Raw genomic sequence first — 26,278 nt, forward strand, 5'->3', positions numbered from 1 at the left:
CCGATCCAGCCCTGCATATGCTTGAAAAAATACTTCTGATTGATCGATTGACTGAGACGATGGGCAAAACCGTACGCTGGTTTGCTTTATTGATGGTTGTTCTGACCTGCGTTGTCGTCGCCTTGCGCTATGTCTTTAACCTGCCATCGATTGCTTTGCAGGAAAGTGTCACTTACCTGCACGCATCGCTGTTTATGCTGGGGGCAGCTTATACCTGGCAACAGGGCAGCCATGTTCGGGTCGATGTATTTTATCGCAGCATGTCGGCTGATAATCAAAAACGCGTAGACCGCTTCGGGATTCTGTTATTACTCATGCCGGTGTGTGTGTTTATGCTCTACAGCAGTTGGGAATACGTCAATATTGCCTGGAGCATCCGTGAGAAATCACAGGAAGCGGGCGGTTTACCTTTCGTTTATTTATTAAAAACGCTGATCCTGATCATGCCGCTCACCATGCTGCTGCAGGCCATTGCAGAATTCGCCAAAACCTTTTTGCCAGATACCCAAAACAAGCAGACAGACACGGAGATTCACCATGGCTGAGTGGATGCCTCTGATCTTATTTATTGTTGTTTGCCTGGTACTGATGGCTGGATTTCCGGTGGCCTTTTCTCTGGCAGGCACCTCACTGCTATTTGCTGGCATTGGAGTTGTCACCGGCACACTGGATAGTGCTTTTTTAGCGGCGTTACCAAATCGTTTATTTGGCATCTTATCGAACCAGATTTTAATTGCGGTACCGCTGTTTGTGTTTATGGGAGTAATGCTGGAAAAATCCCGCATTGCCGAACAACTGCTGCGTAATATGGGATTATTGTATGGCCCGTTACGGGGTGGCCTCGGTCTGTCTGTGATTCTGGTGGGTATGTTGATGGCCGCCAGCACAGGCATCATTGGTGCCACGGTAGTCACCATGGGATTAATTTCTCTGCCGACCATGTTAAAGCAGGGCTATAGCCCATCGTTAGCCACCGGGACAATTTGTGCAACCGGTACGCTTGGGCAAATTATTCCACCCTCCACCGCGCTGATTATTCTGGGTGACGTGTTATCCAGCGCCTACCAACAAGCTCAGTTAAACATGGGGATTTTTTCACCGGATACCATTTCTGTCGCCGACTTATTCTTAGGCGCATTAATCCCTGGGGTTCTGCTGGTAACTGCTTACCTGCTGTATGTGATGGTGATTGCGTTATTTAAAGGCGAAGCCGCCCCCGCCGTGCAAGATCGTCCTCCTCTGTCCTGGTCTTTTTTCCGTGACTTATTAGTGGCCCTGGTACCTCCGCTGGCATTGGTGTTTGTTGTACTTGGCTCCATTCTGGCAGGGGTTGCAACCCCTACCGAAGCGGCGGGCATTGGTGCCCTGGGCGCAACCCTGTTGGCCATAGGCTACGGTGAATTTGACCTGAAGCGTTTGAAAGACGTCATGGACAGCACCTTACAAGTCACCAGCATGGTGTTCCTGATTTTTATTGGCGCGGCGTTATTTTCATTGGTATTTCGTGGCTTCGGTGGTGAAGAGCTGGTGCACTCAGCCTTCAGTGATATGCCAGGTGGCGTTTTCGGCGCCATGTTGGTTGTGATGGCGGTGATTTTTTTATTAGGGTTTATTCTCGACTTTATCGAAATCACCTTTGTGGTCGTTCCGATTGTCGCACCCGTGTTGCTGAGTATGGGGATTGACCCGGTATGGCTGGGCATCATGATTGCGATTAACCTGCAAACCTCTTTCCTGACGCCACCCTTCGGCTTCGCCCTGTTTTATTTGCGTGGCGTCGCACCGCCTCACATTGAAACCAAAACCATCTACAAAGGGGTCGCACCTTTTATTGTGATACAGCTACTGATACTGGTGCTGTTAGCCATTTACCCTGAGCTGGCTACCTGGTTACCAGAGAAAATATATGGTTAATCGGCTCAATTGGCGCTAATCCATGGTTGAATGGCAACTGTTATTCCATTGTTGCCATAATAGCGATAAAGAGTTGTCAAAAGCCTGACCTCAGTCCCTGTGCGGCAGGCCTAAAACACAGTACACTCGCGCAAAATAATCAAAATCAGGTCATAGCCGATGGAATCGCGCCCGAACGAACCCACAATAAACGAAGATAACGTTCCAACCCCGGATGGTGAGCTGTCGATGCGCGTTATCCCAACTCGCGCCGAAGCCAATATTCATGGTGATATCAGCAGCGGCTGGGTGGTTCAACAAATGGACCATGCCGCTGAAAGTGTCGTTAGCCGACTTGCTCAGGGACGCATCGCTAATATTGCAATGGAATCACTGTCGTTTATGTCGCCTATTCGTGTGGGGGCGGCTGTGTGTATTTACACTCAGATTCTGGAAATAGGCACGTCATCCGTGCGAATGCACGTTGAAGTCTGGACGCTGAATCCAACAGAAAACCATCGTCGTAAGGTTGTTGAAGCCAACTTTGTATATGTAGCGATTGATGAGAAAGGCCGGATTCGTAAGGTGCCGCGTTAACCTGCCCACCAAATTCATACGAATAACCACGCAAACAGACATAACTCATCCAGAATCTACTCGATTTACGTTAAAATCAGCGCCTCTGATTTAATGGTTATGTTTTATGTGCGAACTGCTGGGCATGAGTGCCAATACCCCAACCGATTTATGCTTCAGCTTTACCGGCCTTACCCGTCGTGGCGGTGATACCGGACCACATTCGGATGGCTGGGGTGTGGCGTTCTATGAAGGCAAAGGTGTCAGAACTTTTCACGAATCAAGCGCCAGTGCATCCTCAGAAATTGCCACCGTAGTGCAATCTCACCCGATCAAAAGTGAAACAGCGATCTGCCATATCCGGCAAGCCAATGTAGGCAAGAATTGTCTCGCTAATACCCACCCATTCAGCCGTGAATTATGGGGGCGTTATTGGGTGTTTGCGCATAACGGCCAACTGAATAACTTTACAGCGCCAGAAGGTTTTTATGAAGCCGTCGGCGATACCGACAGCGAAGCAATCTTTTGCGACTTAATGAATCATTTAAGAACGTCATTATCGCGCACCGCCGAGCCTCAACAGATCTCCGCCCTCCTCTCTGAAAAAGCAAAAGAGTACGCTCAACAAGGGGTTTTTAATTGCCTGCTAAGTAATGGCGAGTGGTTATTTACATTTTGTTCAACCAAACTGGCCAGTATCACCCGACGTGCACCGTTTGGCCCGGCTCAACTAACAGACGCCGACGTAACCGTCGACTTTGAAGCGGAAACCACCCCTAATGATGTGGTCAGCATTATTGCCACCGAGCCACTCACCAGTGATGAATCCTGGGATATTTATCAGCGCGGAGAATGGCGTTTATGGCAAAATGGCGAAGTCCATTATTCAGGGACAGTCGAGTTACCCGCCAGCTGATCAACCATTGGCGTCCAGGTCGCACCAATATTCATCGCAGTGAAACGCTCTGGGTTTATCTGATAAAACCGCAATGCTTTTTCCAGTGCTTTGGGCGGTGCATCCACATCTTCCGCCGTCAGCACAAACGTATTCCAATGAATACCAAACGCAGATTGTGCATTAATATCTTTAAAAATTTTGACCGCATCATCCGGGTTAACATGGTGATATTTCATAAACCAACGTGGTTCGTAAGCACCAATAGGAATCATGGCTAAATCGACCTGCCCTAACGCTTCGCCAATTTCTTTAAACTGAATGTCGTTATAGCCGGTATCGCCACCAAACCAGGCGGTAAAGTCATCCCATTGAAATGACCAGGACGCCCACAAGCTTTTATTGCTATCAAACAGTGTACGTTTAGACCAATGCTGGCTGGGCAACGCCTGAATCTTCACCCCGTTCAGTGAGTAGCCTTGCCACCAGTCCAACTCAGTGACGTTGGTAATATCAAATTGTGCGAACCAGTCTTTTAACCCCAGCGGTACCAGCCAGTGTGTTTTATTTCCCAACGCTTTTACGGTGGCGACATCCAGGTGATCATAATGGTTATGCGAAATGACCACGGCATCAATATCAGGTAAGTCATCTAGATTCAGCGATGCCTGGGTGTAACGCTTGGGGCCCGCAAACGAAAAAGGCGAAGCACGGTCAGAAAACACCGGATCGGTAAGAATGTTAATACCTTGATGCTGCAGCAGCACTGTCGAGTGGCCAATTAAGGTTGCACGTGGCTCTGCGCCAGGTTGATTAATGCTATCAGGCTGCGTCTTTTGCCAGTACTTTTTATAACCATGTGGTTCGTCCGGCCATTTCTGATCACCAAAAAAGCGAGCCTGTAAAAACGCCAGGGTGCTGGGTTCATAATCACCCGGCAGATACAGATTACGAAAGCCATCTTTGGTGTGATGAGCTGGCTTATTCGCTTTCGCCGAGTCAGAAACTTCAGCGTGTTGATTAGCACTACACCCTGTTGCCATCAGTGCAAATAACAAACCTGAAACAATTTTCAGCACAGCCCCTACTTCCCATTGCAGAATAAAAAACAGCCCGTACTGTTGCACGGGCTGCCGTAGGGAACAACGATCTTTACCGAGCTTTATTCAGGCAAACCTGATCACCGTAATAATCATTGTCGTAGTTGCACTCCCCACATTGAGTCTGGGGAATCTGTTGCTCTTCAGCTTGCTGATAATGGCGAGCTGCTGCCTGAGCGTTGATATAAGTCTGAACCGATTTCATGGTGTGACCTCCTGTGTGATTTCGATTATTAATTTAGCCCCACACCAATGATTATTTAAATTAATTAATCCTAATAATTCGATAGCTAAAACCCTAACAACTACAACCCAAATCCTTACAAACCTATATCGAAAAAATTTGATATAGATAAAAAACACCTCTACACTGCGCAGCATGACGCAATCTCAGAGCACTTCATTTTCAACAACAACGATGATTCAGCAGCCTGATTTGGCGAAAGCCTGCAAGGCGGCGGGAGATCCGTTGCGAATGAGTATTCTGAAGCTACTGGGCCAAGGTGCCTTTGGTGTACTTGAGTTGTGTCGGGTGTTTGATATTAAGCAGTCAAGCATGAGCCACCACCTGAAGATTCTGGCCCAGGCTGGCTTGGCCAGCACTCAGCGTGAAGGCAACAGTATTTTTTATCGCCGCCCACTGATTCAGAGCAATGAGCCATTTGATCAGTGGCTGAACGCGACCTTCATGGCCATTGATAACAGTGAAGATGAAGCCCACGCTCAGGTTCAAACAGCGGTAACTGAAGTGTTGCAGGAGCGTGCTCAGGCCTGTGCGGAGTTTTTTGCCCGCCATGCAGAAGACTTTAAAGAACAGCAGGATTTAATTGCCTCGCACGATCAATATGGCGAAGCGCTCAATGAGTTGCTTAACTCAGTGACAAGTGGACAGAAGCCCTCAGCTCAGGCGCTGGAGATTGGCCCGGGTGAAGGCGCTTTTATTCCGACGCTGGCAGCTACGTTTGAGCAAGTGACCGCGCTGGATATTTCGCCGGACATGCTGGCGTTAACGCAACAAGTGGTTGATCAACAATCACTGGTGAACGTGAACTGCAAACTGGGTGACGCAACGGTACTGAATGACGAGCAAGGTCGTTACCATTTTGCCGTTGCCAATATGGTGTTGCACCACGTGCCGGCACCCAAAACGATATTTGAGCAAGTTGCTGGCTTATTAGCGGAAAACGGCAGCTTGTTAATCACAGATTTGTGCCCACACGAACAAACCTGGGCACGTGAATCCTGTGGTGATTTATGGCTGGGATTTGACCCGGCAGATTTAACCGCTTGGGCCAGGGAAGCGGGTTTAACCGAAGGCCCTAGTCAATTTCTCGGGTTGCGGAATGGGTTTCAGATCCAGTTCCGCTTGTTTCACAAACCGTAGTGAAGCAGTTCAACAGTAACGAACAATCCAAATACGATTTAAAAAACGGAGCCTAAAAAGCATGAGTGAATATTCTATTTTTACTTCTGAGTCCGTATCAGAAGGCCACCCGGATAAAGTCGCCGATCAGATTTCTGATGCCGTGCTGGATGCCATTATTGCCCGCGATCCATATGCCCGTGTTGCAGTAGAAACCTTAGTTAAAACTGGTATGGCCGTGGTTGCAGGTGAAGTGACAACCTCCTGCTACGTCGACCTGGAGGACATCGTTCGCGATGTGATTACCGGTATTGGCTACAACAGCTCCGATGTGGGTTTTGACGGCGCGACCTGTGCTGTATTAAACGGTATTGGTAAACAGTCTGTGGATATCAACCAGGGTGTTGACCGTGCCAAGCCTGAAGATCAGGGTGCCGGTGACCAGGGTCTGATGTTCGGTTACGCCACTAACGAAACCGAAACACTGATGCCTGCGCCGGTTTATTACGCGCACCGTCTGGTAGAGCGTCAGTCAGAATTACGTACTAATGGCACCCTGCCGTGGTTACGCCCGGATGCCAAATCTCAGGTAACCATTAACTGGGAAGGCGACAGCCCGAAAGTCGATGCCGTGGTTCTGTCGACTCAGCATGATCCAAGCATTTCTCTGGAAGACCTGCGTGAAGCGGTTCTGGAAAACATCATCAAGCCTGTTCTGCCGGCGGAGTGGTTACACGAAGGTACGCTGTACCACATCAACCCAACCGGTAACTTCGTGATTGGTGGCCCGGTGGGTGATGCCGGCCTGACTGGTCGTAAGATTATTGTGGATACCTACGGTGGTATGGCACGTCATGGTGGTGGTGCTTTCTCGGGTAAAGATCCATCCAAAGTTGACCGCTCTGCCGCTTATATTGGTCGTTATGTGGCGAAAAACATTGTGGCTGCTGAACTGGCTGACAAATGTGAAATCCAGGTTTCTTACGCCATTGGTGTTGCTGAGCCAACGTCGATCTCTGTGAACACATTCGGTACCGGTAAGATTTCTGACATCGAATTAGCGAAAGTAATTCGCGAAGTATTCGACCTGCGTCCTTATGCGATTCAGAATCAGCTGGAACTGCTGAACCCTATGTATCAGCTGACGGCTGCTTATGGTCACTTTGGTCGTGAGCCATTTGAGTACACCTACGAATACGAAGATCAGGGTGAGAAGAAGAGCAAAACCTTCACTGCTTTCACTTGGGAACGTACTGACAAAGTGGATGCACTAAAAGCAGCCGCTGGCGTTTAAGCGTTAAGAATTCTAAAACAAATTTAAAAGCACACTGTGCAAGGGAAAGAATATGTCTTTTACCGATTATAAAGTTGCTGCTCAGGACGCTGAGCAATTTGCTAAAGACGCGGCCTGGGGCCGTAAAGAAATTGAAATCGCCGAAGGCGAAATGCCAGCACTGATGGCGATGCGTCGTAAATACAAAGCCAGCCAGCCGCTGAAAGATGCAAAAATCATGGGCTGTATCCACATGACCATTCAGACTGCTGTTCTGATTGAGACTCTGGTGGATCTGGGTGCTGATGTTCGTTGGTCTTCCTGTAACATTTTCTCTACTCAGGATCACGCGGCTGCGGCGATCGCTGCTGCTGGCATCCCGGTATTCGCCTGGAAAGGTGAAACCGAGGAAGAATTCCTGTGGTGTATTAAACAAACCATTCTGTCTGAAAAAGATGGCGATCAGGTTTGGGATGCCAACATCATTCTGGACGACGGTGGTGACCTGACCGAAATGGTTCACAACGACTTCCCGCAAATGCTGGACAGCATTCACGGTATTTCTGAAGAAACCACTACCGGTGTTCACCGTCTGTTAGACATGCTGAACAAAGGCGAGCTGAAAGTACCTGCCATCAACGTAAACGATGCGGTAACTAAGTCTAAGAACGACAACAAATACGGCTGCCGTCACTCTCTGAACGATGCGATCAAGCGTGGTACTGACCACCTGCTGTCCGGTAAAAAAGCACTGGTTATCGGCTACGGCGACGTAGGTAAAGGCTCTGCTGCTTCTCTGCGTCAGGAAGGCATGATCGTTAAAGTGACCGAAGTGGATCCAATCTGTGCCATGCAAGCGTGCATGGACGGCTTCGAAGTGGTTTCCCCATACATCGATGGTGTAAACACCGGAGAACTGGACGGTGTTAACAAAACTCTGCTGGGCACTACCGATCTGATCGTAACCACCACAGGTAACGTTAACGTGTGTGATAAGAACATGCTGCAAGCTCTGAAGAGCGGCGCGGTTGTTTGTAACATCGGTCACTTCGATAACGAAATCGACACAGCTTTCATGCGTGAAAACTGGGAATGGGACGAAGTTAAGCCACAGGTTCATAAAGTAATCCGTGACAAAGACACCAATGATCACCTGATCCTGCTGTCTGAAGGTCGTCTGGTGAACCTGGGGAACGCAACCGGTCACCCAAGCCGTATTATGGATGGTTCTTTCGCCAACCAGGTGCTGGCTCAGATTTACCTGTACGAAGCGAAATTTGCTGACCTGAGCGAAGCTGAGAAAAAAGAAGGTATCTACGTTAAGGTTCTGCCGAAGAAGCTGGACGAAGAAGTGGCCAAAGATATGGTTGAAGGCTTCGGCGGTGTGATCACCAAGCTGACTCAGGAACAAGCCGACTATATCGCAGTTGATGTGGATGGCCCCTATAAGCCAGAGGCTTACAAGTACTAAGTAAGTAGCCAGAAGCTTATAAATATTAATCTTCAGCATCTGCTCTGAGCAGGTAATGAATATGTCGGACGCTGTGAATACATCCCTGTAAGCTCGGGCAGCACTCCCGGCGCTGCACGCCGACATACATTCATCACCTGCTCCGCAGGATGCTAATAGGGGGCAAAAATGACTACCCTGAGTTTTGAATTCTTCCCAACCAAAACGGAAGAAGGCACTGAAAAGCTGCTGAATGTTCGTGATGAACTGGCAGCGTATAACCCGGAGTTTTTCTCCGTGACTTACGGTGCTGGCGGCTCAACCCGTGACCGTACTTACGCCATTGTAAAAGCCATTCAGGAACGTGGTATCGCTGCGGCCCCTCACTTGGCGTGTATTGGCAGCAGTAAAGCTGAAATTCGCGAAATCCTGCAAGAATACAAAGACCTGGGCATTAACCGCATCGTCACATTACGTGGTGACTTGCCATCCGGTGCTGGTCTGAGCAGCAGCGAATTACGCTACGCCAATGACCTGGTGGAGTTTATCCGCGAAGAAACCGGCGATCATTTCACTCTGGAGGTGGCGGCGTATCCTGAAATGCATCCGCAAGCCAATAGCTTCGAAGCTGACCTGGAGAACTTTGTTCGCAAGGTAAAAGCTGGAGCAGACAGTGCGATTACCCAATATTTCTTTAATGCCGACAGCTACTTCTACTTTGTTGATCGTGTGCGTGCAATGGGGGTCGATATCCCGATTATCCCAGGCATTATGCCGATCACTAACTACAGTAAACTGGCGCGTTTCAGTGATTCCTGTGGAGCAGAGATACCACGCTGGATTCGCAAACAGCTGGAAGCTTACGGCGACGATAGCGACAGCATTAAAAAGTTTGGCGAAGAAGTGGTCACCGATATGTGCAAACGTCTGCTGGAGGGCGGCGCACCGGGCCTGCACTTCTATACCATGAATCAGGCCAAACCCAACCTGGATGTTTGGAAGAATCTGATCTGATTCGCTAAGAATAAACAGCCAAAGCATTAGCACTCGCTTAATGGCTGTTTATTCGCCTCTCCATTTTCCGATCACCTTTCCTTTCTCTGATAGCTCCGTGATAGAATCAGTTGTATTTGAAGCTGGTATTACACCTATCTATGAATCGCGTCACACTGACCGATGAGCTGATCATCGGTAAAGGCAGGGACAGAATATGTTATCGCCATCCGAATGATTCCCGTTTGTGCATCAAAATATCCGTCACAAACAACAAACAATCGGTGCGCGAAGCGTGTTACTTTCGTTTCTTGAGCAAGTCAGGGAATGATACCCGCCTACTTTCCTGCTATCGGGGTAAGGTTGAAACCAATGAAGGGACTGGCTATTTGTTTGACCTGATTTCCGATGATAACGGTGAGGTGTCAAGAACACTAACCGAGTTATTTAAAAACAGAAGTCTTTCAGATAAAGATATTGAAAAACCAATTCAACAGCTCAATGATTACCTGGTTGATAACCGAATCTGTGTACGCGACATCAGCCCATCAAATATTGTTTACCAACGGTCAGGCTCAGGTTTTAAATTGATGATTATTGATGGTGTCAGCAACCCGGGTGTATACCCTTGGACAATTCGTTTCAAGTATTTCGTGAAACGTGCAAACGATAAGTCCTGGTCTAGTTTTCATCGAAAAGTTCGACGCCTGATGACTGAACAAAAGCAGGTATTACGTGCCAATTAACAGCATTTACTTTGTATCAACTATTTTGCATCTATACGTCGCCAGCACTATCGCTCTGCAGCGTAAAGATGAAAATGCGCATCTTGTAATTATTGACCAACCAGAAAACAGTGGTTTTCCGGTGATGGAAGCTTATAACAACTGGGAGAGTTCCCCGTTCAAAACTACCTATCAATATTTTGGGCGTTATAAAAAGCTGGCTGACAAACTGAAATCGCGCCGTAAAACATTTAAAAAATTGCAGCAACTAATCCAAGAGCTAGATCCAAAACACATATTTATTGGAAACGATCGCCGTATAGAATTTCAATACGCTATGGCCCAATGTCAACAGCAGGGACTCAGCTGCACCGGGCATTATATGGATGAAGGTGTTTTTACCTACACCGGACGAAAAGCTTCATCTAGTATTGCAGATAAATATATTGATAATGCAATAAAAAAACTGACTTATGGTGCTTGGTGGAAAAACCCAGCAACCATTGGTGGTTCGGAATGGATTAATGAAATCCATGTAGCATTTCCAGAGTTAGTTCACCCTATACTGCAAACCAAAGTCATCAATCACCTGGATAGCAATCAATTTAAAAGTAATGAATTGATTGAACTTTCCAAATGTATTCTACAGCAGTGCCAAATCAGCTCAGAGTCACTAAAAGGCCTTGATGTACTGCTCACCTTACCGCACGAATCCATCTTTGAAAAAAATACTGGCTATGAACATCAAATCAAGGAGCTAGTTTCAGAATTACAAAACAAAGAGCTTCATATTGCGGCTAAATACCACCCTCGTAATAGCGGAGACGATCTACTTAACCTTAAACAGTCTGGCGTACACATCATTCCGTCCGCTGCTGTTTTAGAGGCATTACTGACTGTATTACCAGAGCGGGCAGCGGTTATTGGCGACATGTCATCGACCATGTTAATAACACGCTGGCTCAGAGAAGACATGCCTGTATATTACATTAAGGGATCAGACAAAAATTTGACGAACATCCTCAATAAAGTTGGCGCGAAAAATATAAGTCAGTTTTAAGTCAATTTACAACTATACAGTAAGGTTTCACATAGAAGAGGGAAACGCGACAACGCTTTTTTCTTGAGTTTTTTATTTATTCTTTCTTTTTTTCGATTAAGGAAAGTAGCAACTCTTTCTTCGACCTTCAATCCATTTACCTCCAGCATATACTCCAATGTGCGAGGAGTGAAAGCGGCAGTATGTTCTGGATGATTACTCTCAAACCCCAATAAAGAATTCTTAAAATTTGATATATAATATGCGTTCGGTGTTGAAATGAGTAGCCTGGTATGAGGCTTCATAATTCGTTTAATATTCTCAAATACTGATTCAAAATTCACAAAATGTTCAATTGTCTCACCCAGAATAATCACATCTGGAAAAAAATCCAGATCACCCAGCCTATTCATATCAAAGAAACAAACATCATTAATACCTTCAGCATTCAAGTATTCAATCGCTTTTTCATCAATATCAATACCTAACAAATTCTCCGTAACCCCGGAAAGCTTTACATGCAAGAGTAGGTTTTCATTTAGCTTTCTCTGAGTATAAGGTGAATCACAAGCACCTATATGCAACACTGATTTTTCTTCACACACCGACAACACATGCTCATCTCTCGAAGAGGCATATGAAAATTTCATATTATATTTCATACTTCAACAACTCTTTCCGTGTTCAGCACTCGAAAAATTAGTGCATTGACAATAATAAAATATCCTATCCCCATTTTCACTGATAGAAAAATATCAGAAAGAGAGAAAATCAAATACCCCAAGCATACAAACAGCCCTGACAATGCCAGCCATGTTTTACCTGGGTCTTTAAAGCAAATCCAATAACAACGAAAAAGATACACAAAAACCGAAAGATAAAACAGTATGCCAACAACACCTTTTGTTGACAACACCCACAAAAAGTCATTATGAGCATGCTCATAGTAGCGAACCCTGTCAGCAACAGCACCGGATTGCTTTAATATATTTCTATTATCGTGAAAACCTGAAGGCCCCACCCCTACCAAAGGAGATTCTTTAATGGAATACAAAGCAACTTTCCACATCTCAAATCTGAGACCTACCGATGTATTCTTGTTCTCTCCTGAAAGATAAAGCTCAATATCATTGACAGCTTCATTAAACCTCTTATCAAGAGAATCATAAAAACTAACGCTAATGGCGAGACAGAGCGACATAAACAGCATAAAAATCAAGAAAAATTTAATTCTAGAAGATTTTTGATAAACAATTTTTATTACGAGCAGTGCAGCAACCACAAGAGGTATCAGCAACCATCCACCTCGTGATTCAGACCAAAGAGATGCAGAGAGACCTAGAAAAAACCCCAAAAAAGCCAGAGCACGATATTTATTATCTAACTGCCTATCAAATGACAAACAGAATAAAATAATACCGCTCATTAAAGATAAGTTACCGTATACTATTGGCACCCCATGCTCAGAATCACCTCGCACTCCCCCATTCAAATATTCGCGCAGAAAAACAGAGGATGAAGCAATCAATGCAACAAAGAGAATCATCACAAGGAATTTTCGATCTATCGAAAAAGCAGATAGAACCAAGACCACACCCAGAACAAGAGGGTATATCAACTGTGACCGAACATAAGGTTCCCTAAAATCACCATGTAGCGCATATACAAATAACGACCAACTGCAGTAAGCCATTAGAAATATAACAAAACCTTTTTCCCTCTCCTGCAGTGAATTAAACCGCTGAAACACCAAAGCAGATAGAAAAATCCAGGTACCATAAGTTAATTGAGACTGTGCAGGTCTCGCATCATAATGAATAGCAACAAACATCATTAAGATAAGAAACATAAACATGCCTAAAATCCCTTTTTGCAAAGGGGAATAGTCCTGCCTAGAAAATGATAAAAACACAATTATACCTAATATCTTTAAGAAGACTTATTCAAAAGCAATAAAATACAATCAACTGAATAGTTAAGATGATCATCCCCCATAGATCGCCAACTTTCAGGTATATAATATTCACTTCGTAGATAACAAATGAACTTATCCCTTACAGAAGAGTCAAAACTCGGTATATTATTTAAATAACAGGCAACATCCCCAACTGTCCGGACGCTCTCAGCAACACCTGGGATCGCATAAAATGCATCACCTAAAACAACAACAGGCTTGCCTAACAAAATAGCCTCAAGCCCTACACTGGAGTTAATAGTCCAAATCTGTTCGGCATTTTCGATCAGTTTCTGTGTCGACTCAGTTGAAAATAAAATTTTTGAATTTTTGTTATGCAGAGCAGTATAGTCATTGATAGAGCTTGGGTGTTCTTTTACAACAAATACCAAGTCATCCTCAATATTATCGGTAATATTATCCAACAACTGCCATAGCTCCTTCATATTTTGAATATGGGGAGAGTGCAATAAAATCTGAGTATCACTATCGACCTGAAAAGGGACAAAAATATAACGTTGTCCACGACCTAACACATTGATTTCTTCTCGCTGTATTTTTTGCTCTCGCACTTCGAGTTTAGTATCAAATGAAAAAGAATTGTTACTAACCGGCTGATATGATCGATAGAATTCGGGGGTCCTTGGAACACTATTTTCAGCATTAACTCCTTTACAATCAATTGTAGTTGTATTGGGCAAACCGCCATTTTCAAAAAAAATGGTCTCCATCCCATGAGTTTTAGCCAATTGCTTAATCATTCCCTGATGCCACTTACTGCCGTTCCAGAGAACAACAACGTCTGGCTTATTTTTACAGAGCAAGGCTGAAGCTTGAGAATACCGTAAAGCAGCGATAGAGATATACCAAAGGTGCCGTAACGATAAACATAAGCGACAGCCTTTTTCATGCTCCTGATAATAGCCGCGAAGCCTGAGCCTGGCCGCTGCTCTAACAGCGTCAGAACACAGTGAACTGATATATATCCATATATAGAAATTCCAATTTCTACCTAGGTGGGTCACACTGGCGTTTGCCTCACCTCGTTTTTCTATAAGCGCCGCAATCTTATGAAAATAGTCGAATTGATGACGATTAACGGCAAAAAAGTAGATTGATTTCATTCTTTATCCGGTTTTTATAACCCACTACTCACGTAATTTAAACGCAGCAGTAAACGGAGAAATTAACCCACAGGCAACATCTCCCTGATTTTGTCAGTTGTTTTCATCACAATAAAAGTAGCTGACTGGTTATTATAATTCAGCAAGGTCTTTTCAATGAAGTTCCATTTCCGCAAAACTTGCTTTTTTACTTGGCCATTGTCGGAAATGCGCTCTAATGCATCACGGAACAATAGTGCATTGGCTTCCATTTCCGATGACATCACACCAAATCCGCCAAACACATTGACGTTGAAGAACATATACTCAGCAACCATTTTCTCAAGTGCGATTAATGCTTCGTAAACGGCGTAGTTTTCAGAGGTGATATCTTCCACTGCCAATTCAGCTTTTGCTGAGTCAATAGCGCTGTACAGCAGCCCTTGAACAGCTTCAAGTCCGTTAGCAAAATTTACATCTGAATTCTGAGCCGCCACCAGCCTATGTTCATTGGCAAAGCGTGTCGAATGATGCCACCGCTCATCAACCGCAGGCCAGCGCGACTTCAGAGATGAAGCGACTAAACCACCTTCGTCAATGGTTTGATCAAGTCGACGTTGAAAGCGGTCTCCACCTTCTTGCAAAGCTAATATACTGATATCAGCGGTTAACTGATAAGCATGAGCCTCCATCAGCAAAAGATTGCTAACTTCCTCATTTGCGTGACTGCTTGTGAAGCATGCAAAAAATACCAACAGGGTTATCAATCTTTTCAGCATATCTGCCTCGTTATAGCTGTTTTATAAGTTCTTGTTCTACTAAATCGAGATCCGGAATAATAGCAGCCTCTTGGTCAATCGACACGGAGGACTTATCAAATGTTCCGATATTAAAAGCTTCAACAGGTTTAACATCATCCTGGCTAATGTGCATCAAGCGGGGAATCCCCTGAACCAGCATGGCATAAAAGGGCATTTGAGCATAATTCCCTACACCATTAATGATCGCAAAACGTGCATTCGGGTTTGGCGCTGGCGCTCCCTGATTACACAACATCTCATAACACACAACCGGAATAGGAACGCCACGCCAGTCAATACGTCCTAACATCCAGTCAACATTTGATGCTGTTGTCAGCAAGTGAGAAAACGGCACAATTTCTGCCACCGCAACATTAGGCAAGATCAGGTTTTTATCTTTTAACGGGATCAGCAAACAGTCAATCTGATCCGGTGTATTAGTCTTAGTCAGTGATTGACTCATTAGGGTTTACCCATGTGTTTTTCAAATGATTTACCAAGTTTAATGCCAGCTGCTGTGGCGTTCCCACAAACTTAACCCGCCCCGTCTCAAGCGCACTTTCAGGCATGGATGAATTCGCACAGCTGGAAAGATCCTGAACCCATATCTTCACCCTAGTGTCAGGTAGGTTCGTTATCGCTTCTGAGCCATCATTACCCATTCCGCTGAACAGAATATACCCGGCATTGTCACCAAATCCAGCATCTACGTTTATGATCACCTGGTCAATTGATGGTCCGTACGGACCAGGCCAAGGCGATCCATGACAACTAACAACACCATGGCGAAAACTGAATTCATTTTCGATAGGAGCAACCAGCACTTCTCCACAATGCAGAGGCTCACCATCAGCAAATTGCTTAAACGAATAGCTGGCATGACGGCCAATCGTATTAGCCAGAGTCTCTTCAAATCTGGGATCAATATGTTGGGCATAAACAAAAGCGACAGGCAAACCCGCAGGCAATGCATCCAAAAACTGTTTAACCGCTTCTGGCCCACCCAAAGAGGCACCTAGAACCCATACTTGTTTTGCAGGAAGATGGCTGAAAGCTTTCTCTTTAAATACGGTAGGTAAAGCAACTTGGCTGACGCCAGAAACTGCAGGGAGATGACCCAGCACAGACGCATCTTCCGTTACCAGAGGTGTGACTTCTACCATTTCTTTCAGTTTGCCGTACAAGCGTTTTTCCCACTTGGGAAAAGTTGCACAATTTTTATTGGGTGCACGGGAGAAGCCCATTAATACCGGCACATCACCGTCCAGCAACCGATCAAGCCAATGAAGATGAACATCATCGTCATCACGCAAATCGATTACCCAGGCATCCAGCTCAATACTTTCAAGGTTCACCAGATCCATGCGCTGAGGATCGGTATTGACCACCACATCAAAACCAAAGTTTACCAGCGCGCCCTTGAGAAGGTGTTGCTGAAGCCGGTCATCAGCAAGAAATGCCGACTCTAGGCAACGCCATATCAGTGTTCCTTACGCCCTAATAACTGGTTCATCGTACTTAACAGCAAATCTTCCTGGAATGGTTTACCCATGTATTCATTCACACCAATAGATAATGCACGCTCACGGTGTTTATCACCGGTCCGTGAGGTAATCATGATGATTGGAATATCTTTCAGGCGAGAGTCATGACGAACCTGCGACGCAACCTCAAAGCCATCCATGCGCGGCATTTCAATATCCAGCAGCATCAGGTCAGGTTTATGGTCTTGTAATGTTGCCATCGCATCAACACCGTCTTTTGCGGTAAAGACTTCCATGCCATTACGCTCAAGCAGGCGCGTCGTTACCTTACGAACCGTCACCGAATCATCAACCACCAAAATACGTGGTAAACGGCTTTCGAGCTCGTGACGACGCTCTGCATCCTGAACATCCAGTGCTTTCGCGTGCTGGTACTCGATACTGGCTTGTGTACGGATCATCGCTGGCAAATCGAGAATGATAACCACGCTACCATCCCCCAGAATCGTACCACCTGATACCCCCATCACGGAGGCGAACTGTGGACCCAGTGTTTTTACAACAATTTCACGCGAACCCAGCAAAGAATCAACTTGCAGCGCAAACGGAGCCGCTCCCCGGATTAACAAAACGGGCAGTGGTAAATGTTGGGCGGCAAACTTCGGCTGAGCCTCGTTATCCAGCATATTGCCAAGATACTCAAGGCGATAATCGTTACCAGCATAACTATAACGACGCTCATCCGATGGGATATCGTATAACGTTTGCAGCTCAGAGGCCGAAGCACGCACAATACCTTCGATGTTATTCAGAGGAATGGCATATAAATCATCACCCACTCGTACCATCAGAGCGCGGTTAACCGATACGGTGAATGGCAAACGTACGGTGAATTCAGTGCCCTGACCCGCTTCAGATTGGATCGCAACGCTACCGCCCATTTGTTTGATTTCACTGGTCACAACGTCCATGCCAACGCCACGACCAGAAATCTGAGTCACCTTCTCTGCCGTAGAGAAACCAGCCTGCAAAATAAACTGAGTAATTTCCTGGTCACTCAGGTCGGCATCAGATTCCATTAAGCCACGCTCAATGGCCTTTTTACGCACAGCCTGAAGATTAACGCCTTTACCATCATCACGTAGCTTCAGAACAATATCACCCCCATCACGGGAGAGATCCAGTTCAATACTACCAACCGCTGCCTTACCTGCAGAGAGACGATCCGCTTCGCTTTCCATACCGTGGTCTACAGCGTTACGAACCATATGCTCGAGCGGCGAAATCAGACGTTCCAGAATGGTCCGGTCCATCTCACCATCGGCATTGAAAACTTTTAAATCGACCTGCTTACCCAGCTCAAGACTGATCTGACGAACAATACGACGTAAACGTGGTACCAGCCGCTGGAACGGAACCATGCGACTCTTCATCAGGCCTTCCTGCAGCTCAGTGTTCACACGACTTTGCTGCAGCAATAAAGTTTCAGCATCACGCGTCTTATCAGAAAGCGTTTCTTTCAGGTCTAACAAATCCGATGCGGACTCAACCAGCGCTCGCGAAAGCTGCTGCATCGCTGAATAGCGATCCATTTCCAGCGGGTCGAAATCATCATAATCCGGCCCCTGACGCTCTTGACGAAACTGCACCTGTTCTTGTGTTTCAGAGTCAAGTCGACGTAACTGGTCACGTAAACGATCCAGCGTTACATCCATTTCATCGAGGGTGTACGAGAAATCGGTAACCTGCTGCTCAAGACGGCCACGACCAATAGAGGTTTCACCCGCCAGGTTTACCAGGTTATCCAACAAATCTGCCGATACCTTGACCAGCTCTTGAGGCGCTTTACGTGCTGTTGCCTGAGCTTGCGCCGCACCCGGGGAAGGCTGAGCGGTAGGCGAAAGAGCTTTGCTAGTAACGGGTAGAGGTTGCTCTGCTTCTGCAACAGGAGCATCCACGGCATCATCCGCTGTGTTGGCCGCGTTATCCGCAGCTCCAGCCATCTCGAACGGTGTATCCGCCGTAGAACCTGGACGCAGAGGTACAACATTATTGCCACCCTGAGTGTCGCTCAGGTCTTCATTCGTACCACCAATAATGGGTTCAATCACTTCAGTTGAAGGATCGGATGACTCCGCAGCAGAAGATTCAATATCAGTGGACACCGATGCAGTGTCATTCAACTCGTCCGCTTCGACCAGAATCGACTTTTCACCCAGCGAAACAAAACCATCACTGGACAAGCTTTGCTCGACGGCCTCAACTTTTTGAGTCAGCAAATCATGAATTTTATAGTACTGCTTAAACAGGTCATCATTGATTGCAATCTGACCTTGCTGTGCTTTAAGAATATTGGCTTCAAAGTCATGTGCCTGATCACCAATTTCCGTTAAACCGGCTAACCGGGCACCACCCTTCAGAGTATGCAATACCCGCTGAGCCTCAGCTGCCTGAGATAAATCATCAGGCTGCTGCTCCCAATTATGTAGCGTTTTATCAAGCTGCTCCTGAAGGTCTTGCGCCTCTTCAAGGAAGATTTCCAGAATTTCGCGATCCGACTCATCCAGTGCTTCAACAACCGGAATATCCAGTGCGGATGAAGGCTCAATCAGATCAACCTCCAACACCTCGGGGGCTTCTGCAACAGTTTCAGTAAGTATGTCTGCAGCAGAATCAACCGGTGTGACATCAGCGGTTGATTCCGCTAAATGACCACCTGCGCCCGCAAATGCCAGCACTTCGTGGATCAGTTCTTGTTCGCTTTTTGCTGGCTGTCCTTGCTTCACCGCATCAAGCTGAGATGCCAGAGCATCGTGACCACGCTGTAATAAAGTAAATAAATCCTGGCTGACAGCAACACGGCCATCATTCACTTTTTCATATAAGGTTTCTAACTCATGGCACAGTTCCGCAATTTCCTGCAGCTCTGCCATACGAGCGCCACCTTTCAGGGTGTGCAACTCACGTTGTAACTGGGCAACATCCAGCAAATTATCTGGCTGTTGTTGCCAACGCTCCATCGCAGATTCTATCGACTCTGACACTTCCTCAGCTTCTTCCAGGAAGATTTCCAGAATCTCATCATCTTCTTCAACGAGATCAACGTCCGCGACCGGTGGCAAATCATCTGCTACAAGCGCGTCACTAACGTCTGTAGCAGAAAGTTCGTCAACAGAAAGCTCAGTGTCAGCCAATATCAGTTCACTGTTATCGTCTTGCTCTTCTGTATCGACAAGGGTTTCAGTCGCTTCATCGACTTCGACAACCGATGGCTCAGTAGCAATAAATTCCCAGGCATCCAGCTGGTTAATCAGCTCAGTCGCCGGAGAGGTTTCTTGTCCTGCCGCCAGGCAATCCATCATCCCCAACAAGGCTTCCTGAGCATCAGCCAACAATTGCAGAGGACTCTCTGCTGCGAGACGTTGCTGTGCCAGCATATCGCCGTAAAAAACATTTAAGGCATTGGCCAGCACTTCGATATTTGGCAACTCGGCTTTTGCCGCGCCACGTGCAACCTGTTCGAGGTCACGGCAAAGCTGCTGGAGGATGCTGGCATCACCTTGCTGCTGCCATTGCTGCAACAAGCCATCGGCATCCAGTAAAGAATCCATGCCTTGCGCCAGGAAGGTCGCAATTGTCTGAGGGCTCGGGCCAACATTGCCGGACTCCTGAGCTTGCAACAATGGCTCCAACAACAAGCCTTCCAGTGCATTCAAACGTTCAACGAAGTCCGTGGTTCCGGAGATATGTTCAAGCGATATCAACGAATCGTTCGCCAAACCTTCACGAATCAGACGATCACCTTCCTCTACCAGATTGACAATACCAGGGGCATTTTTTATCTGATAAGCCCGCAATTCTTTGATCATTTTTTCCAGCGGTGCAGCCACATCCGCAATCGCTGAAATACCAGCCATGTGGGCACTGCCTTTCAGAGTATGCAATGCGCGCTGCAACTGATCACTCAGGGAGTTACTGAACTCTTCATTCCGGCTTTGCTGGATAAACTGCTCGACTGTGACCAGGTGTGAATTAGCTTCAGCAACAAATACTTCCAGCAAGGCAACGTCTTCATCGTCCTCACTGTTCTCATCTGGCACAGCAGCATTGCCGCTTGTCGTAGCCTCTGCAGCAAAAGGTTCAACCACTTCGTTGCCCGCCAATGCAAAGGCATAGTCCATTAATGGCTGTGTATCGTGAGAAGGAGCACGACGGCTGCGGAAGTCTTCAATCAAATCTGGCAGGCAGCTGATCACATGATCAACGATGGCAATCAGGTTATCACTGATGCTGATCGTCTCATCGAGAACACGATTGAACATATTCTCAATTGACCAGGCCAGCTCACCAATCACACCAGCCTGCACCATGCGACCAGAGCCTTTCAGTGTATGGAAGGCACGACGAACCGTAGTTAAGGCTTCCTGATCATTATGATCGGTTTTAAATTGTGGCCAAAACTCATCCAGTGTTTCAGTGACTTCCTCGGCTTCTTCGAGGAAAATCTCGATGATCTCATCATCAATAAGATCATCGTCATCTTCAGCCGGCTCCTGGCTTTCCGCTGCAGTTACTGAGTCAGCGCCAACGGTATTTTTGCTCGCTTCAACAATAATTTCTGCCGCAACTTCTTCAACCAGCTGAACTTCTTCAACCTGTTGCGCATCATCAACAACTTGCTCTGCGGAAGATGACTTCACTGGCATCAATTCAGCAATGACTTCAACGGCGCTCTCGATCGCCGGGATATCCGCATCGCTCAGCTCAATCTCTTCATCGACGTCTTCATCAACCTGAGAATTTTCAACACTATCGATCGACTCCGTTATCGCTTGCTCTGAAGTACTGTCATCGACTGAAGACAAATCGAGTGCATCGTCAAAGGAGGTAATCTCAACTTCAGCTTCCGCAGAATCGTCCAGTGCCAGATCAATTTCATCAATGGCATCACTTAACGATTCAGTCGCTGGCAACTCGAGCAACGACTCTTCAGCCCGCGCAAGAAGTTCTTCACTGGCATTACCCGGCTTCTCGGTGTAACGCTCAATAAAGTATTCAACCCCCGTCAGCACATCTGCCAACGTATCAAGAACCGACCATTGTGGTTTTAACTCTTCATGAATCAATTGATTCTGAACAAACGCCGCAGCACGGGACAAAATTCCAGCAACACGCGGCAATGGGATCATGCTCAAAGAGCCTTCGATGCTGTGCAGCAATGAAGGTACATCCGCCAGCTCATCAGCCGCCCATTGCTTAGCAATGTATTCAACGATGGCATCTTTAACCTGCTCAAGCACATTGCGCGCTTCACGTAACACAGCTTTCTGCGCATCCGTCAGCGAACTTTCGCTGACTTTAACATTGAGGTCACCCTCACGCTTCATTCCGGTCAGAGTGGCTTCGACATACAACAACGCACCCGCAATATCCATCAAGTGATGGTCTTCTACGGTCAACTCGCCTTCTAGCAGGCGAGTCACTTCACTTTGCTGTTCTTGCAATACCTTGCGCGGCATTCCCAGGCCAAGAACGGCCATGGTATTGGTAATTTGTTTTAGAGATGGAGCAACATCGGACAACGCGGCAGTGCGATCTTCATGACCACGCACCAACAAGTCCAGGCGATCCTTAACGGTGGCAATTTCTTCAACCAAAGCATGTAAGACCTGATCAACCGTATCCTTATCCGGACCCGCCAGCTCATTACGCTGCTGCTCAAGATCTTCATCACTGACCAAAGCATTATTCAGTGAATATTCTGCCCGAACCTTACGAATTGCATCACCGCTAACATCCGAGTTAGCAACAAACATTAATAATGAACGTAACACCTCTTCATCAGGTGCACGGTTGACGGCTACAGCGCCTTCTTCGATAGCCGAGCGCAACAGTCGTTCTAATTGACCAAGTACCTTTTTGGCGTCATCGGTTAGGGCTTCTTGTTTATCCAGCCATTCAGTAAAAGCTAACGCTGGCAGCCAGATTTTTCCCTGGGGGGTTGTATGCAGAGCCTTATGAAGACGGGCAAAGGTTTTTCGCAAGTACTGTTTGGCAACATCAGGCTGTTTGTTCTGTAACAGCTGCAACATGGCTGCCTGTAGCATCTGGCGAACTTTTTTCGCCCACAAGCGGAAATCGTTACCGTTGTATACCTCAGCTTGCTTAGAAGAGAGAATCGAGTTGTGTTTGATCACCGGATTAAACAGGGCCGCTTCCGGTAAAACACTCTCACCACGCACCGAACGCAATTCATTCAGTATTGGCAGCAAAACAACCGGCAGATCACGACGTCCGACTTTGATGTGCTGCAAGTAGTGAGGCAACTGCAAAATAGCCTGCATCAGGACTTCAAGCGCTGGAGAGCCTTCGGCCTGAGAAGCTGAAGTTAATGCATCGCTATCATTCATGGCTCGGGCTACCGCTTCCATTTCTTCTGCCAGTAAGGCAGCGCCGTAAAACTCCACCATTTGCAGAGTGCCACGGATTTGATGCAGATAGCTCAAACAGAATCTCAGTCGACTCTTGTCATTTGGGTTTTCGACATAAGCCTCCAGCGCTTGTTGAGCTTGCTGAAGCGTCTCTTCGATTTCCCCTTTTACCCATTCAAGGGCGATGTAGTCCTGGCTCATCGCCTTGCGGTCTCCCCTGTCGAATTCGTTTTCTTACGCACGAATGCAGATATCTGGCCGTTATGAACCGGCTCCAGTAAAGGGTGATTGAAATCCACCATCTCCCCCAAACCAATAACCAAAATACCGCCGGGCGCCAGCCGTTCAGCTAAAACATTCAGAATTTCCCGACGCCGCCAGCGTCTGAAATAAATAAGAACGTTCTGACAATAAATAATGTGCTGAGAGTTCAGTGGGCAGGCTTCCAGGTTCAGAATATTGACCTGACTGAAGCAACAACGCTTACGCAAGCGATCACTGATCTCTATTTCATTGATACCACTGGTTTTAAATGAGCTCGCCAGATAATCCTGAGGAACCCATTCCAGTGCACGAGGCTGATAGCGCCCTGAGCGCGCTTTCCTCAATACAATGGTGGAAATATCGGTACCCGTTACCGCGTAACGTTTACCCAGAGGCGTTAAATAACGATCAGCCACCATTGCCAGACTGTAAGCTTCTTCTCCTGAAGAGCAACCAACACTCCAGCACTCTAACGTCTCATCGTCGGCAAGTTCTGTGACAAGCTGCTGAACGTATTGATCAACAAACTCGTAAGCATCCGGATCACGAAAAAAACGAGTTTCCTGCACCGTCAGGCGATCAACCAGTGTATTCCATTCAATTGCCCCGGAAGGGCCATCGGTAACACGCTGGTAATATTCTTCGTAACTGGCACAGCCTATTTCCTGCATGCGCAGCCCCAGGCTGGTCTGCAGAAAAGAGCGTCTCTGCAAAGGCAAGCACATTCCAGTGCGCTCCTCTAACAGATTCTGCCAGCGCCCAAACTGAACATCGTCCAGCTTAGGCACGTAGTTGATCCCTGATTGCAACTGATAAGACATGAGTACTCAGTGCTTATAGCACGTGCTGCTCATCAAGTTCGATTTCACTCTCAGGCAGCTTGAAGCCAGCTACCGATTCACGCAGCTTGTTAGCCATCTCCGCCAGGTTACCAATCGACTTCGCCGTCGCAGTGGTACCGGCAGAAGTCTGCGAGGTAATTTCCTGAATAACGTTCATCGTGTTGGAAATATGACCCGCAGAAGAAGCCTGCTGACGGGCGGCGTTGGAAATGTTCTGAATCAATTCCGCCAGGTTTTTCGATACGTTCTCAATCTCTTCCAGAGCAACACCCGCATCCTGTGCCAGGCGAGCACCACGTACCACCTCGGAGGTGGTGGTTTCCATCGAGATAACCGCTTCGTTGGTATCGTTCTGAATCGTTTTAACCAGCGCCTCAATCTGCTTCGTTGCCGCAGCAGAACGTTCCGCAAGACGCTGTACCTCATCCGCAACTACCGCGAAGCCTCGACCGGCGTCACCCGCCATCGATGCCTGAATAGCAGCGTTAAGGGACAGAATGTTGGTTTGGTCAGCAATATCGGTAATCAGGGAGATGATGTCACCAATCTCCTGCGAGGATTCACCCAGACGTTTAATACGTTTAGACGTTTCCTGAATCTGCTCACGGATGTTATCCATGCCGTTGATCGTTGCCTGTACCACTTCGGCACCTTTGTTCGCGATCGCAACCGATCGCTCCGCAACCGCGGAAGATTCCGATGCGTTCGCAGATACCTGGTCAATCGACACTGCCATTTCGTTAATCGCAGCCGAGGCTCCAGCAATTTCCTGCGCCTGGTGCTCAGAAGCTTCCGCCAGGTGCATTGCCGTTGCCTGAGTTTCCTGAGCCGCCGACGATACCTGTACCGCTGTTTCGTTAATCGCCGATACTAACGAGCGCATCTGGTCGATTGCGTAGTTAATGGAGTCAGCAATCGCACCGGTAAAGTCTTCGGTTACCGTTGCTGAGGCGGTTAGGTCACCATCTGCAAGGTCAGCAATTTCATCCAGCAGACGTAAAATCGCCATCTGGTTCTGGTCATTCTGGTTCGCAGTTTCATCAAGGTCGCGACGGGTATCACGGTAAGAAACCACACCCAACATAATCATCATCACCACAGCCAGCAGTACCGAGATGTAACCTACAAACTGCAGTACCGCACGGGCGCCCGTATCGTTCTGAATACTGGTGGTTAACTGAGACGTTTGCTCCAGCAGTGTACGTGAATCACCAAAGATGCTGTCGGATGCCTCACGCACCTGGAACAGTTCAGGAGACGTTTCAAGAATTTCATCCACCGAGCCGGATACGAATTCGAATAACTCAGCAACCTCTGCCAGGGCATAGATTGCCTCTTCATCGGTAACCTGAGAGATATTCATGGCAACGTTGCCCTGAATCATACCGCTCAATACACGACCGAATAACGAAGCATCCCGACCAAAGGCATCAGCGGCCATTACCGCATCTTCACCACCCGCCAATACTTTGTTCACCGAGCGTACAATACGCTCTGCCAACCAGGACTGACGCTGTGCAACGGCGACCTGATCAGCAGGCGCATCGTTATCGAGCAGAATTTCTACAATCTCATCGTATTCCACCTGCAGCTGAGGAATGGTTTCTGCAAGCGTGGCCGCAACTTCGTGCAGCGAGAGAATAATATCCTGAGCACGGATAATTTGGTCAGCATTACCTTTAACCGAATCCCAAATCCCTTGTACGTCAGTCATGGTGGCGACTTCAGCCGGCTCCAGGCCAGTATCTGAATTACCACGCGTCAGATAACCCCAGCGCAAGTCGAAGTTATCACGTGCTTGTTTCAGCTGGCCGAAGGCTTCTTCTTTACCGCCGGCGGCCTCTACTGCGTTCTTTGCCAATTCCTGCGACAAAACACGTAACTCACCAGAATGCTCAATATATTGGTCATCCCGGTTCGACAAGGCGTTCACATATACCGTAATGGCAATAAAAACACCCAGGAATAAGAACAGCAGGCCAGCCAGAATACCGTTGGCCCGATTCCTGAAGACCGTCGATAAGACGCTTCCTGTATTTCCGCTCATGCGTTCCTCTCCACACTCACTTGTAAATTTTGTGCCTGATGGCTAC

Annotated in this window: 21 protein-coding genes; 10 read left to right on the forward strand and 11 right to left on the reverse strand. The window is 47.1% G+C overall.

All coding sequences use genetic code 11. The features are described from left to right. Positions 1–17 precede the first annotated feature (17 nt). From KFF03_RS15960 to KFF03_RS15975, 4 genes are all read left to right on the forward strand, one after another. Positions 18–545, forward strand: coding sequence for a TRAP transporter small permease subunit (locus tag KFF03_RS15960; RefSeq protein ID WP_255857915.1), 528 nt, complete (start codon positions 18–20; stop codon positions 543–545). Further along, on the forward strand, positions 538–1,914 hold the full coding sequence (locus KFF03_RS15965; protein ID WP_255857916.1) for a TRAP transporter large permease subunit: 1,377 nt from the start codon (positions 538–540) through the stop codon (positions 1,912–1,914). The genes KFF03_RS15960 and KFF03_RS15965 overlap by 8 nt, the downstream gene beginning before the upstream one ends. 159 nt (positions 1,915–2,073) lie before the next feature. Beyond that, a complete protein-coding gene (locus tag KFF03_RS15970) occupies positions 2,074–2,490 on the forward strand; it encodes an acyl-CoA thioesterase (protein WP_255857917.1) in 417 nt (138 codons plus the stop codon). Between the two features lie 106 nt (positions 2,491–2,596). Beyond that, on the forward strand, positions 2,597–3,385 hold the full coding sequence (locus KFF03_RS15975) for a class II glutamine amidotransferase (RefSeq protein WP_255857918.1): 789 nt from the start codon (positions 2,597–2,599) through the stop codon (positions 3,383–3,385). Here the strand turns inward: KFF03_RS15975 and KFF03_RS15980 are convergent. After that, positions 3,352–4,491 (reverse strand): MBL fold metallo-hydrolase, encoded by a 1,140-nt coding sequence (locus tag KFF03_RS15980; protein WP_255857919.1) that lies wholly within the window; start codon positions 4,489–4,491, stop codon positions 3,352–3,354. The two genes, KFF03_RS15975 and KFF03_RS15980, sit on opposite strands and share 34 nt — an antisense overlap. A gap of 25 nt (positions 4,492–4,516) precedes the next feature. Next, on the reverse strand, positions 4,517–4,669 hold the full coding sequence (locus KFF03_RS15985) for a hypothetical protein (RefSeq protein ID WP_255857920.1): 153 nt from the start codon (positions 4,667–4,669) through the stop codon (positions 4,517–4,519). Between the two features lie 213 nt (positions 4,670–4,882). Here KFF03_RS15985 and KFF03_RS15990 point away from each other — a divergent pair, with 213 nt between their 5' ends. From KFF03_RS15990 to KFF03_RS16015, 6 genes are all read left to right on the forward strand, one after another. Continuing rightward, on the forward strand, positions 4,883–5,848 hold the full coding sequence (locus tag KFF03_RS15990; protein ID WP_255857921.1) for a metalloregulator ArsR/SmtB family transcription factor: 966 nt from the start codon (positions 4,883–4,885) through the stop codon (positions 5,846–5,848). A gap of 61 nt (positions 5,849–5,909) precedes the next feature. Then, entirely contained in the window at positions 5,910–7,121 is a 1,212-nt protein-coding gene (gene metK / locus KFF03_RS15995; protein ID WP_255857922.1) for a methionine adenosyltransferase, read from the forward strand. A 52-nt stretch (positions 7,122–7,173) separates the two neighbouring features. After that, on the forward strand, positions 7,174–8,571 hold the full coding sequence (gene ahcY, locus KFF03_RS16000; protein WP_255857923.1) for an adenosylhomocysteinase: 1,398 nt from the start codon (positions 7,174–7,176) through the stop codon (positions 8,569–8,571). A gap of 168 nt (positions 8,572–8,739) precedes the next feature. Beyond that, the gene (gene metF / locus KFF03_RS16005) at positions 8,740–9,564 is read left to right on the forward strand and encodes a methylenetetrahydrofolate reductase [NAD(P)H] (RefSeq protein WP_255857924.1); all 825 of its coding nucleotides are present in this window, start codon (positions 8,740–8,742) and stop codon (positions 9,562–9,564) included. 140 nt (positions 9,565–9,704) lie between these two features. Next, complete coding sequence (locus KFF03_RS16010) at positions 9,705–10,289, forward strand: YrbL family protein (RefSeq protein WP_255857925.1); 585 nt, start codon at positions 9,705–9,707, stop codon at positions 10,287–10,289. Beyond that, positions 10,279–11,328, forward strand: coding sequence for an alpha-2,8-polysialyltransferase family protein (locus KFF03_RS16015; protein ID WP_255857926.1), 1,050 nt, complete (start codon positions 10,279–10,281; stop codon positions 11,326–11,328). Before KFF03_RS16010 ends, KFF03_RS16015 begins: the two co-directional genes overlap by 11 nt. On the opposite strand, the gene KFF03_RS16020 is transcribed toward KFF03_RS16015, so the two are convergent. From KFF03_RS16020 to KFF03_RS16060, 9 genes are all read right to left on the reverse strand, one after another. Then, complete coding sequence (locus KFF03_RS16020; RefSeq protein WP_255857927.1) at positions 11,325–11,957, reverse strand: bifunctional 2-polyprenyl-6-hydroxyphenol methylase/3-demethylubiquinol 3-O-methyltransferase UbiG; 633 nt, start codon at positions 11,955–11,957, stop codon at positions 11,325–11,327. The two genes, KFF03_RS16015 and KFF03_RS16020, sit on opposite strands and share 4 nt — an antisense overlap. An 8-nt stretch (positions 11,958–11,965) precedes the next feature. Continuing rightward, positions 11,966–13,219: an O-antigen ligase gene (locus KFF03_RS16025; RefSeq protein ID WP_255857928.1), complete on the reverse strand. Its 1,254-nt coding sequence runs from the start codon at positions 13,217–13,219 to the stop codon at positions 11,966–11,968. 17 nt (positions 13,220–13,236) lie between these two features. Beyond that, a complete protein-coding gene (locus tag KFF03_RS16030) occupies positions 13,237–14,385 on the reverse strand; it encodes a hypothetical protein (protein WP_255857929.1) in 1,149 nt (382 codons plus the stop codon). Between the two features lie 62 nt (positions 14,386–14,447). Beyond that, positions 14,448–15,143, reverse strand: a complete 696-nt coding sequence (locus tag KFF03_RS16035) for a hypothetical protein (protein WP_255857931.1) — start codon at positions 15,141–15,143, stop codon at positions 14,448–14,450. Positions 15,144–15,153: 10 nt separating this feature from the next. Beyond that, positions 15,154–15,627 carry a chemotaxis protein CheW gene (locus KFF03_RS16040; protein ID WP_255857932.1) on the reverse strand — a complete coding sequence of 158 codons (474 nt, stop codon included), beginning with the start codon at positions 15,625–15,627 and terminating at the stop codon, positions 15,154–15,156. Next, the gene (locus tag KFF03_RS16045; protein ID WP_255857933.1) at positions 15,608–16,528 is read right to left on the reverse strand and encodes a chemotaxis protein CheB; all 921 of its coding nucleotides are present in this window, start codon (positions 16,526–16,528) and stop codon (positions 15,608–15,610) included. The genes KFF03_RS16040 and KFF03_RS16045 overlap by 20 nt, the downstream gene beginning before the upstream one ends. Before the next feature lie 116 nt (positions 16,529–16,644). Beyond that, a complete protein-coding gene (locus KFF03_RS16050) occupies positions 16,645–23,280 on the reverse strand; it encodes an Hpt domain-containing protein (protein ID WP_255857934.1) in 6,636 nt (2,211 codons plus the stop codon). Next, positions 23,277–24,164 (reverse strand): protein-glutamate O-methyltransferase CheR, encoded by an 888-nt coding sequence (locus KFF03_RS16055; protein WP_255857935.1) that lies wholly within the window; start codon positions 24,162–24,164, stop codon positions 23,277–23,279. The genes KFF03_RS16050 and KFF03_RS16055 overlap by 4 nt, the downstream gene beginning before the upstream one ends. A 13-nt stretch (positions 24,165–24,177) precedes the next feature. Then, positions 24,178–26,232, reverse strand: coding sequence for a methyl-accepting chemotaxis protein (locus KFF03_RS16060; protein ID WP_255857936.1), 2,055 nt, complete (start codon positions 26,230–26,232; stop codon positions 24,178–24,180). Between the last annotated feature and the right edge of the window lie 46 nt (positions 26,233–26,278).

Origin of the sequence: Bacterioplanoides sp. SCSIO 12839 (genome assembly GCF_024397975.1) — a bacterium.
Lineage (GTDB): Bacteria > Pseudomonadota > Gammaproteobacteria > Pseudomonadales > Oceanobacteraceae > Bacterioplanoides.

What these genes read in the sequence shown, in the direction of transcription:
- KFF03_RS16045 (WP_255857933.1), bottom strand. Translation starts at nt 16,528, where the DNA reads ATGGATCTGGTGAACCTTGAAAGTATTGAGCTGGATGCCTGGGTAATC.
- KFF03_RS16010 (WP_255857925.1), top strand. Translation starts at nt 9,705, where the DNA reads ATGAATCGCGTCACACTGACCGATGAGCTGATCATCGGTAAAGGCAGG.
- KFF03_RS16060 (WP_255857936.1), bottom strand. Translation starts at nt 26,232, where the DNA reads ATGAGCGGAAATACAGGAAGCGTCTTATCGACGGTCTTCAGGAATCGG.
- KFF03_RS16035 (WP_255857931.1), bottom strand. Translation starts at nt 15,143, where the DNA reads ATGCTGAAAAGATTGATAACCCTGTTGGTATTTTTTGCATGCTTCACA.
- KFF03_RS16020 (WP_255857927.1), bottom strand. Translation starts at nt 11,957, where the DNA reads ATGAAATTTTCATATGCCTCTTCGAGAGATGAGCATGTGTTGTCGGTG.
- KFF03_RS16055 (WP_255857935.1), bottom strand. Translation starts at nt 24,164, where the DNA reads ATGTCTTATCAGTTGCAATCAGGGATCAACTACGTGCCTAAGCTGGAC.
- KFF03_RS15965 (WP_255857916.1), top strand. Translation starts at nt 538, where the DNA reads ATGGCTGAGTGGATGCCTCTGATCTTATTTATTGTTGTTTGCCTGGTA.
- metK (WP_255857922.1), top strand. Translation starts at nt 5,910, where the DNA reads ATGAGTGAATATTCTATTTTTACTTCTGAGTCCGTATCAGAAGGCCAC.
- KFF03_RS15960 (WP_255857915.1), top strand. Translation starts at nt 18, where the DNA reads ATGCTTGAAAAAATACTTCTGATTGATCGATTGACTGAGACGATGGGC.
- KFF03_RS16030 (WP_255857929.1), bottom strand. Translation starts at nt 14,385, where the DNA reads ATGAAATCAATCTACTTTTTTGCCGTTAATCGTCATCAATTCGACTAT.
- KFF03_RS15970 (WP_255857917.1), top strand. Translation starts at nt 2,074, where the DNA reads ATGGAATCGCGCCCGAACGAACCCACAATAAACGAAGATAACGTTCCA.
- KFF03_RS15985 (WP_255857920.1), bottom strand. Translation starts at nt 4,669, where the DNA reads ATGAAATCGGTTCAGACTTATATCAACGCTCAGGCAGCAGCTCGCCAT.
- KFF03_RS15990 (WP_255857921.1), top strand. Translation starts at nt 4,883, where the DNA reads ATGATTCAGCAGCCTGATTTGGCGAAAGCCTGCAAGGCGGCGGGAGAT.
- metF (WP_255857924.1), top strand. Translation starts at nt 8,740, where the DNA reads ATGACTACCCTGAGTTTTGAATTCTTCCCAACCAAAACGGAAGAAGGC.
- KFF03_RS16040 (WP_255857932.1), bottom strand. Translation starts at nt 15,627, where the DNA reads ATGAGTCAATCACTGACTAAGACTAATACACCGGATCAGATTGACTGT.
- ahcY (WP_255857923.1), top strand. Translation starts at nt 7,174, where the DNA reads ATGTCTTTTACCGATTATAAAGTTGCTGCTCAGGACGCTGAGCAATTT.
- KFF03_RS15975 (WP_255857918.1), top strand. Translation starts at nt 2,597, where the DNA reads ATGTGCGAACTGCTGGGCATGAGTGCCAATACCCCAACCGATTTATGC.
- KFF03_RS16050 (WP_255857934.1), bottom strand. Translation starts at nt 23,280, where the DNA reads ATGAGCCAGGACTACATCGCCCTTGAATGGGTAAAAGGGGAAATCGAA.